This is a genomic window from Thalassospira sp. MCCC 1A02898, from assembly GCF_001618185.1.
Lineage (GTDB): Bacteria > Pseudomonadota > Alphaproteobacteria > Rhodospirillales > Thalassospiraceae > Thalassospira > Thalassospira tepidiphila.
In genome coordinates, this window is record NZ_LPXK01000013.1 from 501,552 (window position 1) to 515,599 (window position 14,048).

At 54.8% G+C, this 14,048-nt stretch carries 14 protein-coding genes, 2 tRNA genes and 1 riboswitch; of the genes, 9 read left to right on the plus strand and 7 right to left on the minus strand.

All coding sequences use genetic code 11. The features are described from left to right. The first annotated feature begins 259 nt into the window (after positions 1 to 259). The 3 genes from AUQ41_RS19015 to AUQ41_RS19025 all read left to right on the plus strand — a co-directional run bounded on the left by AUQ41_RS19015 (position 260) and on the right by AUQ41_RS19025 (position 2,699). Positions 260 to 1,090: an aldo/keto reductase gene (locus AUQ41_RS19015; RefSeq protein WP_063089993.1), complete on the plus strand. Its 831-nt coding sequence runs from the start codon at positions 260 to 262 to the stop codon at positions 1,088 to 1,090. Positions 1,091 to 1,298: 208 nt separating this feature from the next. After that, a complete protein-coding gene (locus tag AUQ41_RS19020; RefSeq protein ID WP_063089995.1) occupies positions 1,299 to 1,961 on the plus strand; it encodes a YitT family protein in 663 nt (220 codons plus the stop codon). Positions 1,962 to 2,093: 132 nt separating this feature from the next. Further along, entirely contained in the window at positions 2,094 to 2,699 is a 606-nt protein-coding gene (locus AUQ41_RS19025; RefSeq protein WP_083952761.1) for a hypothetical protein, read from the plus strand. A 35-nt stretch (positions 2,700 to 2,734) separates the two neighbouring features. Here the strand turns inward: AUQ41_RS19025 and AUQ41_RS19030 are convergent. From AUQ41_RS19030 to AUQ41_RS19055, 6 genes are all read right to left on the minus strand, one after another. Continuing rightward, a tRNA-Arg gene (locus tag AUQ41_RS19030) sits at positions 2,735 to 2,811 on the minus strand. A gap of 142 nt (positions 2,812 to 2,953) precedes the next feature. Continuing rightward, on the minus strand, positions 2,954 to 3,247 hold the full coding sequence (locus AUQ41_RS19035; protein WP_063089999.1) for an ETC complex I subunit: 294 nt from the start codon (positions 3,245 to 3,247) through the stop codon (positions 2,954 to 2,956). 144 nt (positions 3,248 to 3,391) lie between these two features. Further along, positions 3,392 to 3,468, minus strand: a tRNA-Pro gene (locus AUQ41_RS19040). Between the two features lie 162 nt (positions 3,469 to 3,630). Beyond that, on the minus strand, positions 3,631 to 4,077 hold the full coding sequence (locus AUQ41_RS19045) for a DUF192 domain-containing protein (RefSeq protein ID WP_008890893.1): 447 nt from the start codon (positions 4,075 to 4,077) through the stop codon (positions 3,631 to 3,633). Next, the gene (locus AUQ41_RS19050; RefSeq protein ID WP_083952760.1) at positions 4,074 to 5,231 is read right to left on the minus strand and encodes an acetoin utilization protein AcuC; all 1,158 of its coding nucleotides are present in this window, start codon (positions 5,229 to 5,231) and stop codon (positions 4,074 to 4,076) included. The genes AUQ41_RS19045 and AUQ41_RS19050 overlap by 4 nt, the downstream gene beginning before the upstream one ends. 61 nt (positions 5,232 to 5,292) lie before the next feature. Then, the gene (locus AUQ41_RS19055) at positions 5,293 to 6,150 is read right to left on the minus strand and encodes a LysR family transcriptional regulator (protein ID WP_063090001.1); all 858 of its coding nucleotides are present in this window, start codon (positions 6,148 to 6,150) and stop codon (positions 5,293 to 5,295) included. Here AUQ41_RS19055 and AUQ41_RS19060 point away from each other — a divergent pair. Further along, positions 6,037 to 7,263: a quinone oxidoreductase gene (locus AUQ41_RS19060; RefSeq protein ID WP_232308468.1), complete on the plus strand. Its 1,227-nt coding sequence runs from the start codon at positions 6,037 to 6,039 to the stop codon at positions 7,261 to 7,263. The two genes, AUQ41_RS19055 and AUQ41_RS19060, sit on opposite strands and share 114 nt — an antisense overlap. A 65-nt stretch (positions 7,264 to 7,328) precedes the next feature. Here the strand turns inward: AUQ41_RS19060 and AUQ41_RS19065 are convergent, their stop codons facing one another. Further along, positions 7,329 to 8,459, minus strand: coding sequence for a citrate synthase (locus tag AUQ41_RS19065; RefSeq protein WP_063090005.1), 1,131 nt, complete (start codon positions 8,457 to 8,459; stop codon positions 7,329 to 7,331). Between the two features lie 93 nt (positions 8,460 to 8,552). On the opposite strand from AUQ41_RS19065, the gene AUQ41_RS19070 reads away from it, so the two are divergent. The 5 genes from AUQ41_RS19070 to AUQ41_RS19090 all read left to right on the plus strand — a co-directional run bounded on the left by AUQ41_RS19070 (position 8,553) and on the right by AUQ41_RS19090 (position 13,969). Further along, positions 8,553 to 9,908, plus strand: a complete 1,356-nt coding sequence (locus AUQ41_RS19070) for a CoA transferase (RefSeq protein WP_063090157.1) — start codon at positions 8,553 to 8,555, stop codon at positions 9,906 to 9,908. A gap of 69 nt (positions 9,909 to 9,977) precedes the next feature. Next, a riboswitch (TPP riboswitch) is annotated at positions 9,978 to 10,089 on the plus strand. Then, complete coding sequence (locus AUQ41_RS19075; protein ID WP_063090008.1) at positions 10,080 to 10,865, plus strand: ABC transporter ATP-binding protein; 786 nt, start codon at positions 10,080 to 10,082, stop codon at positions 10,863 to 10,865. It overlaps the preceding riboswitch by 10 nt. Beyond that, positions 10,862 to 11,674, plus strand: a complete 813-nt coding sequence (locus tag AUQ41_RS19080) for an ABC transporter permease (RefSeq protein ID WP_063090010.1) — start codon at positions 10,862 to 10,864, stop codon at positions 11,672 to 11,674. The genes AUQ41_RS19075 and AUQ41_RS19080 overlap by 4 nt, the downstream gene beginning before the upstream one ends. Positions 11,675 to 11,751: 77 nt before the next feature. Then, complete coding sequence (locus tag AUQ41_RS19085) at positions 11,752 to 12,705, plus strand: ABC transporter substrate-binding protein (RefSeq protein ID WP_063090012.1); 954 nt, start codon at positions 11,752 to 11,754, stop codon at positions 12,703 to 12,705. 211 nt (positions 12,706 to 12,916) lie between these two features. Continuing rightward, positions 12,917 to 13,969: an MBL fold metallo-hydrolase gene (locus tag AUQ41_RS19090; RefSeq protein WP_232308469.1), complete on the plus strand. Its 1,053-nt coding sequence runs from the start codon at positions 12,917 to 12,919 to the stop codon at positions 13,967 to 13,969. Positions 13,970 to 14,048: the final 79 nt, after the last annotated feature.

The window sequence follows — 14,048 nt, forward strand, 5'->3', positions numbered from 1 at the left end:
TCTAAGTCCTGAACTTCGGGCGACCCATTAATTTGGTCGCCCTTTTTCTTTGCCTGAAAATCCCCACCCGCACACGGGGCAACCCCGGGCCTCTCGCCAATTGCACAGCCTGTACCATCCTGATGTACAGGTTGCGATCGGCGACATGCGCACTAAATCTGGCGCAAATCGGGCAAACTGACACCGGATCGTCATTTGCACATGACACCGCGAAGACCCAAAATCACAACAATCAAACGAAACAAGGGGGTACACCAGTATGATTTACCGGAACTGGCAGGACACTAAAATCCCGGCCCTTGGCTTTGGGACGTACGAGCTCAATAACGATGAAGCGGCGAAAATGATCGCCGAGGCCGCCAAGATCGGCTATCGCCATTTCGATACCGCCCAGATGTATCACAACGAACAGGGCGTTGGTCAGGGCCTGAAAAATTCCGGCCTTGCACGCGATGACTACTTCCTGACCACCAAGGTCTGGTACGACAAATTCCAAAGCGGTGATTTGCAGACCTCCGTGGTCGAAAGCCTGCGCAAGCTTGATCTTGACCATGTTGATCTGTTGCTTCTGCATTGGCCCAATGATGACGTGCCGCTTGAAGAAACCATGGCAGCCTTGAACGAGGTCAAAAACCTTGGCATGACGCGCCTGATCGGGATTTCAAACTTCCCGACCGCCCTGATTGATCAGGCCGTGTCGCTGACCGATGCGCCGTTGACGGTCAATCAGGTCGAATATCACCCCTATCTTGACCAGTCCAAGGTGCTCGAAAGTGTGCGCGCACACAACATGCTGCTGACCGCCTATTGCCCAATTGCGCGTGGCAATGTCATGAAGGACGCAACGCTTAAGGCCATCGGTGAAAAATACGGCAAGTCGCCCGTACAGGTCACCCTGCGCTGGTTGCTGCAACAAGACAGCGTCATGGCGATCCCGAAATCGGGCTCACCGAAAAATGCCGCGGCCAATTTCGATATCTTTGATTTCGAACTTTCGGAAAACGACATGGAAGCAATCCATGATCTTGCCAATCCAAATGGCCGCCTGATTGATCCGTCCTTCGCCCCGGAATGGGACAAGGCCGCCTGATCATCATCCGGCGTAACGGCGAACAAACATACAAAATTACCAAGACCGGCTTGCTTTAAGCCGGTCTTTTGCGTTTGGCGACACCGTTACATCAAAAACACGCGATTTACGGCCCGGTTTTGCCCACCGCTTGTTTCGCACCTGCGAAAAGCGTATTTTATCAAGGCCCTGACCCTAATCTAATCAACCAACTGGCAGCAAACCGCTTATGAGCACCACAAACACCACCGATAAAACCGCACCAGCCGCAACCAGCGAAACACCCAAAAAGGACGATATCGCCCATCGCCCGTATGAGGACGTTCTGGCCCTGTTGCTGGGCACCATGGTGGTGTCGCTTGGTGTCACGCTCTATAGTGAAAGCATCCTTGTCACCGGCAGTACCGCCGGGGCTGCCCTTCTGATTGAACATGCTACCGGGCTGTCGTTTGGCGTGATCTTCTTTGTGATCAACCTGCCGTTTTACTGGCTGGCTTTCAAACGCATGGGCAAGGCGTTTACCATCAAGACCTTCATCGCCGTTGGTCTTGTCTCGGCCTTCTCGAAGCTGACCCCGATGCTGGTAGAGTTCAACAATCTCAACCCGATCTATGCCGCGATTGCCGGGGGTGCGTTGATGGGGATTGGCCTGCTCATGCTGTTTCGCCATCGCGCCGGCCTTGGCGGGGTCAATATCCTCGCCCTGTACCTTCAGGAAAACTTCAACATCCGCGCAGGCTATTTCCAGCTCGCGGTCGACATGGTGATCCTCGTCTGCGCCTTCCTGACCCTGCCCTTCGACAAGGTCCTGCTCTCGATCCTCGGTGCAGTCATCCTCAACCTGATCATCGCACTCAACCATCGTCCGGGACGCTATTTGGCTGCGAGATAGGCAACCACCAAAGGCACGTCTCTTAATTGCTTTGCCCTACAACTTACTCTTCCATAAGCTGACAACATTCAGCAACTAAGAAGAGAGATAAAATTGAGGCGCCTATATAGTCTAGAATCCATCATTTGGGCCATGGTCGCCACAGCATCGCTCTCTGTTGCGTTTATGCTAGTGGACAATTATTGCACGCCTATTTCTGGGGCTGCTTGTGCAGCGTGGAGAGGTTTTAGTTGGGAAACTGTTCTTGCAGGCAGCCTTGGCTTAGCTGGCGGTCTACTAGTAATTACTGCAACTAGATGGCAGATAAGAGCTCAGAAAGAGGCGGAAATTAACCGCCAACTTCACAAGGTAGAAGTTCTTTACAAGCAACTTGCGGATGGATGCGACGAGCTTGAAAGACATGTGAAAATCTTCCGCAAGAGCTATAGAGATCAACGTGATTGGACACCGAATAACAACAAACAGGACCTTGAGAAGAAGAAGCGCTATCTAGGCGACGCCAACCTCTCATATCTTATTTCAGACGATTTAGACCTACCGAACAAACTCCGAAGGCTGGCCGTCAATGCTCACAATGGGCTAAATCCAATGTTGCGTACAACTTATCCCGATGATCCTGCTGCAGGTCCGGTGACCACCTTTGAAACCTTAGAATCTCATATTGCGGATTGCAGAAAGCGTCTTGCTGAGCTTTGGGAGGAGAAAGAGGAATACAAAACCTATCTGCGCGACCGTTAAGAACACCATATATTTAGCATTCTTCTTAGAAAAAATGGCGATCCCTGCAGGACTCGAACCTGCAACCTACAGATTAGAAGTCTGTTGCTCTATCCAGTTGAGCTAAGGGACCGCTGGGTGGGGTGGTTACGAACCCCGGGGCATGGCATTGGGCGCCTGCCCGACTGTTTTCACAGGTTTTAACGTCCCCTGTCAGACGAAACGGGGCGGAAATCCGCCCCGAGAATTGGTCAATTACGCTGGCGATTGCCAGATCAGACGACGCGTTTGAACGCGAAGTTATCGGCATAGGCCTTGAGCTGCAGCTTGCGCGGCTTCGGCATTTCGATGTCCGCGATCAGCTTGTGCTTGGCGGCAAAGGCCTGCGCCTCTTCGAGGGTTTCGAAATACATGCGGACCTGACCACGGGTGTCGGTCGATCCGATCCAGCCCATCAGCTGATCCGCGACCTTTTTCGCACCCGGTTCAAATTCCATGACCCAGTGCTTGGTCGCAGCCTGACCGGACTGCATGGCGTTCTTGGCAGGTTTGTAAACACGGACCTTCATCGGGACCCTCGTCTTGACCTTCGGGATAAGATGATGATGGCAGTTAAACGGGTCTCTCTACCCCCTGCTATCAGTTCATCTTTTACACCTTTTATCGTGACTTGGAAATCCCGTTGGGCATCCGAAAAACGATAAAAGGGGAAATGGTCGGGAAGGCGAGATTCGAACTCGCGACCCCCTGCTCCCAAAGCAGGTACGCTACCAGACTGCGCTACTCCCCGACGCGGATGTGGATTTAGCACCATCTTGCTGGGTGGGCAAGACCGCATTGCGTGTTTTTCTCGAAAATATGACACAAAAACCGACGCAAAAACCAAAGGCCGCAGATATCACCTGCGGCCTTGCTATTGCTGATTGATTGTGTGGCGTATCGATTGCGCGGCCTAGCGCGGCAGTCCTTCGACCTTTTCGCCAACCTCAAACCCCATCCGGTCAGACGAGCCACCATTCAGTTCAAGCACAAAGCGCACAGGCCTTGGCGATGGAATGATGGTTTCTGATTGCGGCACGGTGCGCTTTTCAATGCCGACAATAGTGCCGTCGGCCGCGATGAACAGCATATCAAGCGAGATAAAGGTGTTTTTCATCCACATCGAAATGTCGCGTGGTCCGCCGAAATCAAACAGCATTCCGGCGTCTTCAGCCATTTCGGTACGGAACATAAGTCCGCGCGACCTTTCTTCGGGTGTGATGGCCAGTTCAACATTGAACACTTCGCCATCAACAAGAAGACGCGACCGTTCATAACCGGTTGCCTTTGCATTCAGCCCGGCAACAACCGCCGCGCTGACAAAGCACACAACCAAAGCCATCTGAAAGAACGACTTCATACCCCATATCCTCTTAGTCTTTTGACGCGCTCCCGGACCTCGTCCCGGATGGCGCCACCCCGCCATGGATCCGCAAGCGTTGTGAACAACTCACTTGCCGGCTGTCTTCCACGACTATGCGCCCATTTTATGACACGCAGGATATTTTCCGCTGTGATGGGTAACACATCAGGTATTTCGATCCCGTTAATGGTTGCCCACACCCCGGACCAACAGCGTGCAACGCCATATGGACTATATCCTCCGCCGCCAAGAACAAGACTTCGGGGCGCCAATCGGGTCATCGCCCCCACGACTTCCCAGATCGACTGATTGCCCAAAAGCTGTCTGGACAGTGGATCCTCTGCAAGAGTATCACATCCACATTGTAAAACAATAGCTTGAGGCGCAAAACTTAATCCAAGCGGAATCAAATATTCAAAAAGGATGAAACGCATCTCGTCATCATGCATGCCGCCCGGCATCGGAAGGTTGCGCGCCATACCGCCTGCAATGTCATCAATTGCGCCGGTCTTGGGCCACAGGTCTTCCTGGTGGATGGAAACGGTCAGAACGCGCTCATCCTCGGCAAAGGCAATCTGCACGCCATCGCCATGATGGGCGTCGATATCAACATAAAGCACCCGGTCCAACCCGCTATCGAGCAAGGCATAAATGCCCAGAACCGGATCGTTGAAGTAACAGAACCCCGATGCCCGATCGCGCAAACCGTGATGGGTGCCCCCTGCCGGATGATGAATGATCCCGCCATCCTTGATCAGGTTGGCGGCCATCACCGATGATCCGGCGGCAGTCGCCGGACGCCGGAAAATTTCCGGATAGATCGGATTGCCATTCTTGCCGAGCCCGAACCGCTCCATCAGCTCGACGGGCAGCGACTGATCGCGTTCGGCCTGCATGACGGCGGCAATATAGTCCGGGTCGTGGAACCGCGCGAGCTGGTCTGGCGTTGCCACTGGTCCGGTCAGATAGGTGGTTTCATCCACCCAACCCAGCGCATGCACCATATCGACCACCAGCGACACACGCGGGATCGCCAGCGGATGCTTGGGACCATAGCTTGAGCCACGATAAATCTCGGCCGCAATCATGCGCGGCGGGATATTCGCGGGGCGTTTGTCAGGCATATCCGACATAAAAGAAGTTGAATTCACGACACGAAACCAGGAGGGAGTGAAAAAGCATGCAACGCAACGTCATTCATCGCAGATGAAACTATTCGCGATCAAACAGATGCCTACCAACTACTGAAATCAGAAAGTTCATGACGGCACGAACGCGCGGAGCTTTTCGAATATCGGAATGGACAAGCATCCAGACTTCCCGTGGTGGAAAGCTTTCAGCCTCGCGCAGGCGCGACAACATTGGATGATGATCCCCAACATAGCATGGCAACAAAGCAACGCCGATCCCGGTCGCCGCAGCCTCGGCCTGAATACTGATATCATTGGCTCGCAAGGAAACACTGCGTTGGCCCATATGCTTTTCCAACCAGGCATATTGCGGGATCTCTGAATTGGCATCATCCCAGTTGATAAATTCCCATTCGTTTTCAGGTTTGGAATATCCTTTGGCGGCATAGAACCCAAAAGACAGATTGCCGATCTTTCGCGTGATCAGGTCTTGATGTGTCGGACGCGACAAACGCAAGGCAATATCTGCCTGACGTTTATCCAAGGCACTAAAAGAGGATTCCCCCAATAACACAAGTTCGATCCCCGGGTGCTCTTGCCGCAGTTCGCCCAAGTGAGGCGCAATCATGATGTTTGCAATCGCCGGCGGCACACTGATGCACACCGTTCCCGATACGGTATCCCCCATCGCGGCGGTTAATCTTTCAACCGACAGCATCTCATTCTGCGCCCGTTGCCCTTGGTCTGCAATCTGCTTGCCTTCGACGGTTAACATCACCGCCTTGGGCAACCGATCAATTAACCTGACACAGAGGTCCTTTTCGAGTTGCCCTACCCGACGCGCAACCGTGCTGTGATCAACAGAAAGCTTTCTGGCAGCGGCAGAAAAGCTTCCCGTTTCGGCAACACTCAAAAAATATCGGAAATCTTCCCAATTCATCGCCCAATCCCTCAATGCGCATTTTTCCCCATTAAGGTCGACAATATATGGAATTCCAAACAAAACGAACCCGAAATAAGCTCCATCAAGTTAATCGAGTTATATCGCTATATTGGAGTCCCCCGCATGACATTAACTACAGTCACGACAGTTACGACCGTAAAAATTCATCAGGCTGGTAGTTCGGATCAGTTATGTGTTGAGCAAATCACCATTCCTGCCCCCTCGCATGATGAAGTTCGGATAAAACAATCACGGATCGGCATTAATTTCGCCGACATCTATTTTCGCAAAGGTCTTTATCCCATGCCTGAAATGCCAGCCACACTCGGCCTTGAGGCGATTGGGGTGATCAAGGAGGCCGGAAAAAACATAACCGGGTTCTCTGCTGGTGACCGGGTAATTTATGCGGGCTTCCCCCTTGGTGGTTACGTCACCGAACGTAATATTCCCGCCCAACATGTGATCAAAATACCCGATGACCTGAGTGATAAGAAAGTCGCAGGAACATTTTTGCGTGGCCTTACGGCCTGCATGCTGTTAACGGAATGCCTCTCCCCCAAGGCAAGCGAAACCGTACTGATCCATGCCGCCGCCGGTGGATTGGGTCAAATACTCGTGCGTTGGGCCAAACATCTCGGCCTCAAGGTTATCGGCACCGTTGGCTCCACCGAAAAAGCCGATCTTGCGCGTGCATTGGGCGCAGACCATACGGTTCTTTATAAACAGGAAGATTTTAAAAAGGCCGTCGCGCGCCTGACCAACGGCGAAGGTGTTGACTACGCAATTGATGGCATTGGCGGCGATAACCTTCTCAAAACCATTCAGTCCACCAAACCATTTGGTGTCACTATGAGTATCGGGCAAATCGCAGGTAACGTCGCCCCAATCCCGCCAGAGCTTCTGAAAAACCGCTTTCTGATCCGGCCCAGTATCCTAGCACTTCTGTCAGACAATGATCGCTACCACAGGCTTGCCAACCAGTGGTTTGACTTTGCGAGGCAGTCAAACTTTGCAGCAGCTTCCGAATATAACCTGTCAGATGTCAAACAGGCCCATGACGATCTTGAGGCCGGTCGATCAGCAGGCTCAATCGTCCTGCGCACAGACTAAAGGCGATTGATCGTGTCATTTGGCATAGCCTGATCGCGTTCGGCCCGCTTTAAAGTGATATGGATTTACCCTGCAATGGCGCGTGGCCGAATGATCTTGCCACTTTTGCGCTGCTCAAAAAGATGCGCGATCCAGCCTATCATGCGCCCGACGGCAAAAATACCAAGCCCTGCCCCCTTCGGGAGACAAAGTTCGCGTTCGATCAAGGCCAATCCGAAATCAAGGCTGGGATGCTGCCCGGTATTTTGCGTGACCAGATTTGCAATGCGTGCCCAGAACGCATCGCCAGTCTGACCACAGGCCTGCATGAGTGCACGGGTGCGCGGATCGCCATCGGGATAAAGCGGATGACCAAACCCCGGCGGCACATGATCGGGATCAATCTTGCCGCCAGCTTTTTCGACCTGATCCATCCACGCCCGACATCTCGGTGTCAGGCCGCCATGGCGCGTACCCGACAGGGTCGACAACCCCGCCATCAGGGATGCCGGTATGGTCGCCCCGGCCGATGCAGCAACACGCACCGCATAGGCCGATGCATTAAGCTCGTGATCGGCACAAAGCACGAGAGCCCGACGCAACAGGTCCGGCGCACTTTCATGATCTGACCATGCATTTGCCAGGACCAAATGGATCGGGCTTTTCCCGTCGTCTAAGATACCGGCAGCGGCCAGGGCGCCAAGCCGAATGATCCGTGCGGCGATCGGGCGACCATCACCACGGGGCGATCCGGTCATAAGCTCTGCCAACATCGCCACCATACGCGGAAGCGCCAGATCATGTTTGGCCGGAACAAAGTCCGGCACGGCATTCAACACAGGATCGCATCGAAGCCCTGCCAAAAGACCGGCCGCGTCCTCAAGCGTCATGGTGTGGGACAGTTCGACGGCGTTTTGACCGCGATAGTAAAACTGCCCATCGGCAATGCGGGTGATGCCCGACACAAGGATCGGCTCCCCCCAATCAATGGTCGAGGCTGCAACAGATTGCCGCGACCGTCCACGTCGTTTGCGATCATGCAGTTTGGCGACATCACGCCGGTCATACAGGCTTTTGCGTGCATCACCCGGATGGGCAACAGCGCGCACAATCCCCCTGCTGACATAGGCGTAAAGCGTGTCGCGCGATATGCCGACCTGTGCGCACACATCCGCTGCTGACAATGTGCAGAATGATCCGTCATCGATTTTTTTCATATTGATTATCTTGATCAAGATTGACGGTTTGTCCAGTCCGGCATGATGCTTTGGTCCTTACTGGTTCCGCCCCTTGAGAAAGGAAACGCCATCATGCCCAACCGGTTCACACCCCAGATCGCCAGTGCCCTTGGTCTTTCTGAAACACCTGCAATCACAACCATCGGCACAGATGCCTTGCCGTCCTATTTCGCAGTCACCGAACTCGCCTGCGCGAGTATCGGGATGGCCGCCGCGATGATTTCAGACTGGCGCGCCCTTGAAACCGGATCAGGCGCACCGGTAACGGTTGATCAGCGGCTGGCGTCGAAATGGTTCAATATGACAATCCGCCCACAGGGCTGGACATTGCCAAACGTCTGGGACCCGCTGGCGGGCGACTATCAAACGCGTGACGGGTGGATCCGGATACATACCAATGCGCCACATCACCGCGCGGCGGCACTTTCTGTTCTGGGCGATTACGAAACCCGCGATGATCTGGCGATGGCGGTAAGGGATTGGCAAAGTGATATGCTTGAAAACGAAATTGTTGCGGCCAATGGCTGTGCCGCAACCATGCACAGCCTTGCGGAATGGCAGGCACATCCGCAAGGAAAATCCATCGCAACCGATCCACTGATCTGCTGGGACCAGCACGCAAACACCAATGTCACCCCCGCATCAATTGACCCGGCCCGACCGCTACGTGGCGTCCGCGTTCTTGATCTGACCCGTATCCTGGCCGACCCCGTCGCCGGGCGTTTTCTGGCGGCTTATGGTGCCGATGTGTTGCGCATCGATCCGCCGGGCTGGGACGAAGGTGCGGCCATTCCCGAAGTCACACTTGGCAAACGGTGCGCGGGACTTGATCTGCGGGACCGGGAAGACCGAAAGCTGTTTGAAGAACTGCTGTCGAATGCCGACATCTTGCTGCATGGCTATCGCCCTGACGCCCTGCCGGAATTGGGGTATGACGCCAAAACGCTGCGCGCCATTAACCCGGCGCTGATTGATGTGACGTTGTCTGCCTATGGCTGGACCGGGCCCTGGGCCAAACGACGCGGGTTTGACAGCCTCGTGCAAATGAGCTGCGGCATTGCCGATTGGGGCATGACACATTCAGGCTCGAAAAAGCCCCTACCGCTTCCGGTACAGGCCCTTGATCACGCGACGGGATATTTGATGGCCGCCAGTGCTGTTCGCGCCCTGATCCGCCGCGCCACGCATGGCGAAGTCACAACCGCCCGCCACTCATTGGCCCGACCAGCCCATATGTTAAGCAAGACAGCAACACCTGATTGCATTGGAATGATCGCCGCGGAAACCGATGCTGATATTGCCCCGCATCCAGAAGTCACAGACTGGGGCTCAGCCCGACGCATCGCCTTTCCGGTCAGTATCGCAGGAACACCACATCATTGGGATCATCCGGCAGGAAAGCTGCATCGTCATGGTGCGCACTGGTAAGCTGTGATCAGGATCAAGTCCAAGAACTGTTACAAAACTTGACGTCAGCGATTTGTCTGCGCATAGTCCCCTGATCTCCGGGGGGGCCGATCGTAAATCGGCTGAGAGGTTCGGTGTTGCCGAACGACCCTTTGAACCTGAACCGGTTAAGACCGGCGTAGGAAGGATCGAATGCGCAACACAGAACACGCGCCCCAGATGGCGCAAGACAATCCAACCAGATTTGATATTGCGCTCCGTGCGGCCCGCGTGGCTTTCAACGGCGTCGATATTTTCCATGATCTTGACCTGACCTTGCAGGCGGGAAGCTTTACCTGCCTACTCGGTCCAAGTGGTGTCGGCAAAAGCACGCTTTTGCGCTATTTCGCAGGCCTCGTCGAAGGCGATGTTAGCGGGACCATCACCTGTTCGGACAACATCGCGCTTGACGGTCGGGTTGCCTATATGGCGCAGCAGGACCTGTTACTGCCATGGCGCAGTGTTCTTGAAAATGTGGTGCTGGGTGCAGTTTTACGCCACGAAAAACCCGATTATGAGAAAGCCTCACATTTACTGACCGAAGTCGGATTACGTGATGCGGCAGACCTGCGCCCGGCTGAACTGTCCGGTGGCATGAAACAGCGCGCGGCCCTTGCCCGCACATTGATGGAAGATCGCCCGGTCGTTTTGATGGACGAGCCGTTCTCGGCGCTTGATCCGCTCAACCGCCTGCGTTTGCAGGAACTGGCCGCACGGGTGCTGCGCGGCAAGACGGTGTTGCTTGTGACCCACGACCCGCTTGAGGCATTGCGCCTTGGCGACCGCGTTCATGTCCTGACTGGCAGCCCGGCACAATTGCAAGACGCCATCACGCCCAAGGGACAAAGCCCGCGCAATATTGCCGATCCCGAGATCCTGGCACAGCAGGCCGAACTGCTTGGCCAACTCGGTGCCGAGCGGTCGGAGGGCGCGGCATGAGCACGCAAAACAATCCTCATACAAATAAAAAGGCACTGTCGGAGCGCCGCTGGCTGATCCTTGCGCGGCCGCTGATCATTATCATTGCCCTGATTGCCACTTGGCAGTTGTTGGTGATTGTGACCGGTGCGCCGAAATACATGCTGCCCCCGCCCGCAGATGTTTGGCACACGCTGATCGCGCGTCATGCCGTCCTGTTCGATCATGCGAAATACACCATTGCGGAAACCGTGATCGGTCTGTTTGCCGGTGCGGCCCTTGGCACGCTGGCCGCCATTCCGATGGCGCTGTTTTCGCCAGTACGTTTCTGGTTGATGCCGATCCTGTTGGTTTCGCAGGCGATCCCGTTCTTTGCATTGGCCCCGCTTCTGGTTCTTTGGCTCGGCTTTGGGCTGGCCTCCAAAATCGCCATGGCAGCGTTGATCATTTTCTTCCCGGTCACAGTCGCCTTTTTCGATGGCCTGTCACGCACCGAAACCGGCTGGCTTGATCTGGCGCGCACCATGGGGGCAAGTCGTTGGCGGCTTTTGACCCATATCCGGTTGCCTGCCGCCCTGCCCGCCTTTGCATCGGGTTTCCGCGTTGCCACCGCCGTTGCCCCGATCGGGGCGGTGATTGGCGAATGGGTCGGGTCCAGTCACGGGCTGGGTTATCTGATGCTGCATGCCAATGCGCGGGTTCAGATCGATATGGTTTTTGCCTGTCTTCTGATCCTGTGCGCGTTTTCGATCACGCAATATTTCATTGTGGATCGCGTGCTGCGCGCAGCCCTGCCATGGCAACCCGACAGCCTGAAACCGGTTCGGTAAGACACCACACGCCTGCCTGTTTGGCAGCGTTTTAATCCTCATACTATTTATATGGCGCATCTTACGGAGGTTCATCCATGTCACGCCTTAAATCCATGATCACCGCGACCGCACTGGGCGCACTTGTTCTTGGAACGTCTTCAACCGCCTTTGCTGCGGACAAGCTGGTCATACTTCTTGACTGGTTTGTGAACCCCGATCACGCACCGCTGATTGTTGCCAAGGAAAAGGGCTTTTTTGCCAATCATGATCTGGATGTCGAACTGATCGAACCATCCGATCCGTCCGCCCCACCGCGCCTTGTTGCCGCCGGTCAGGGCGATGTTGCCGTAAACTATCAGCCTCAACTTCATGTTCAGGCGGCCGAAGGCCTGCCGCTGACCCGTATCGGCACACTGGTTGCCACCCCGCTTAACAGCCTGATCGTTCTTGAAGACGGCCCGATCAAGGAAATTGCCGATCTGAAAGGCAAGAAAATCGGTTATTCGCTGGCCGGATTTGAGGATGCGCTTCTGGGCACCATGCTTGGCAATCATGGGGTTTCGATCGATGATGTTGAGCTGATCAATGTGAACTTCTCGCTCTCGCCGTCGCTGTATTCCGGTCAGGTCGATGCGATCATTGGTGGCTATCGCAATTTCGAGCTCAACCAGATGGAAATCGAAGGCAAACCCGGCAAGGCATTTTATGTCGAGGAAGAGGGCGTTCCGCCCTATGACGAGCTGATCCTGACCGTGCGCAACGACAAGGTCGATGACCCGCGTTATGCCCGCATGCTGGCCGCTCTTGAAGAAGGTGTTCAGTACCTGATCAACCATCCTGATGACAGCTGGCAGGCCTTTATTGCCGCCTATCCGAACCTTGATGATGAACTCAATATCAAGGCATGGGCCGATACCCTGCCGCGCTTTGCGCTGCGTCCGGCCGCCCTTGATAAGGCGCGCTATGCCCGCTTTGCCGATTACATGGTCAAACAGGGCCTGATCACCGAAAGCCCGGCGCTTGAGACCTATGCGACCGTGATCGAATAAAATTCAGTCCCCCCCTGCTTTCGCAAGGCTCGCCCCAGCAACTGCGAAAGCATTGGTCTGCACCCCGCATGGGCAGACCAGCAAGAAAGGCCGGAATGTGTGTCCCGCGTTCCGGCCTTTCGCTTGCGCAGGTCAAATTCCCAGTTACCTTATGGTCACCCGCACAAAATGCAGAATGGCGATCATACGCAAACCGGATCAGGATCCAAACGTGCAGCAGCAAACAAAACCAGCCCATCACACCGATAGCGGCTTTGAAAACCGTCACCCCCTGCCTGATCCGGTTAAACGGTCGTTCCGGCATTTCTTAAAGCGGCGCTATTTCGGTGATGATAACTGGCCGAAGGCCAAACATCAGGTCGGTAAAATCCCCACCGAAACGCCTGATCACGACGCAATCCACAACCCAGATCCCAAACGCCTGCAGGTCACATGGGTCGGCCATGCCACGGTTCTGGTGCAATATGGCGGGCTTAATATTCTGACCGATCCGGTGTTTTCCGACCGCGCATCACCGTTCAAACGCGTTGGACCGAAACGCTATACACAGCCGGGCCTTGCCATCGATCAGTTGCCCAAGCTTGATCTGGTGTTGCTGTCACATAATCACTATGACCATTTCGACCTGGCCAGCCTGACGCAGCTTGGCAATGCGCCGCGTTATGTCCTGCCGCTGAAAAATGGTGCACTTCTCGAAAAGGCGGGCATTCGTGCTGATCGCTATGTCGAACTGGATTGGGATGAAAGCCATCATCACGATGATCTGAAAATCACCCACGTGCCGTCCAATCACTGGTCAAGCCGCACCACCAAGGACCGAAAGGAAATGCTGTGGGGTGGCTATATCCTTGAATTCGCTGACGGCTATCGGTTCTATTTTGTCGGTGATACCGGCTGGAACGAAGCCCTGTTTACGGAAATGGGCGCAATCCACGGCGGGATTGATTTCGGCCTGATCCCAATCGGGGCCTATGACCCGCGCGACTTCATGCGCAATGCACATTGCAATCCCGAAGAAGCCATTCAGATCATGCAGAAAATGGGCGTCAAACAGGCGCTTGCCATTCATTGGGGCACGTTTGTCCTGACGGCCGAGCCGGTGGATGAGCCGCCGGTCCGGTTGGCGGCGGCCCGCAAGGAGGCCGGAATAGCAGATGGCGATTTCATTGCCCCACCAATCGGCGCGACCCGGTTCTTTGATGGCAAAGCCGCACCCGCATCGACAACCACGCAAAAGGTTGAGCATTCGGCGTCTGGCTCATAGCTGCCCTTTCAAGTTCGGTTTGGTGGTTTTTCAAACTGCATGCTAAGCATCAATGATTGCGTCACAAAACCGTAACATT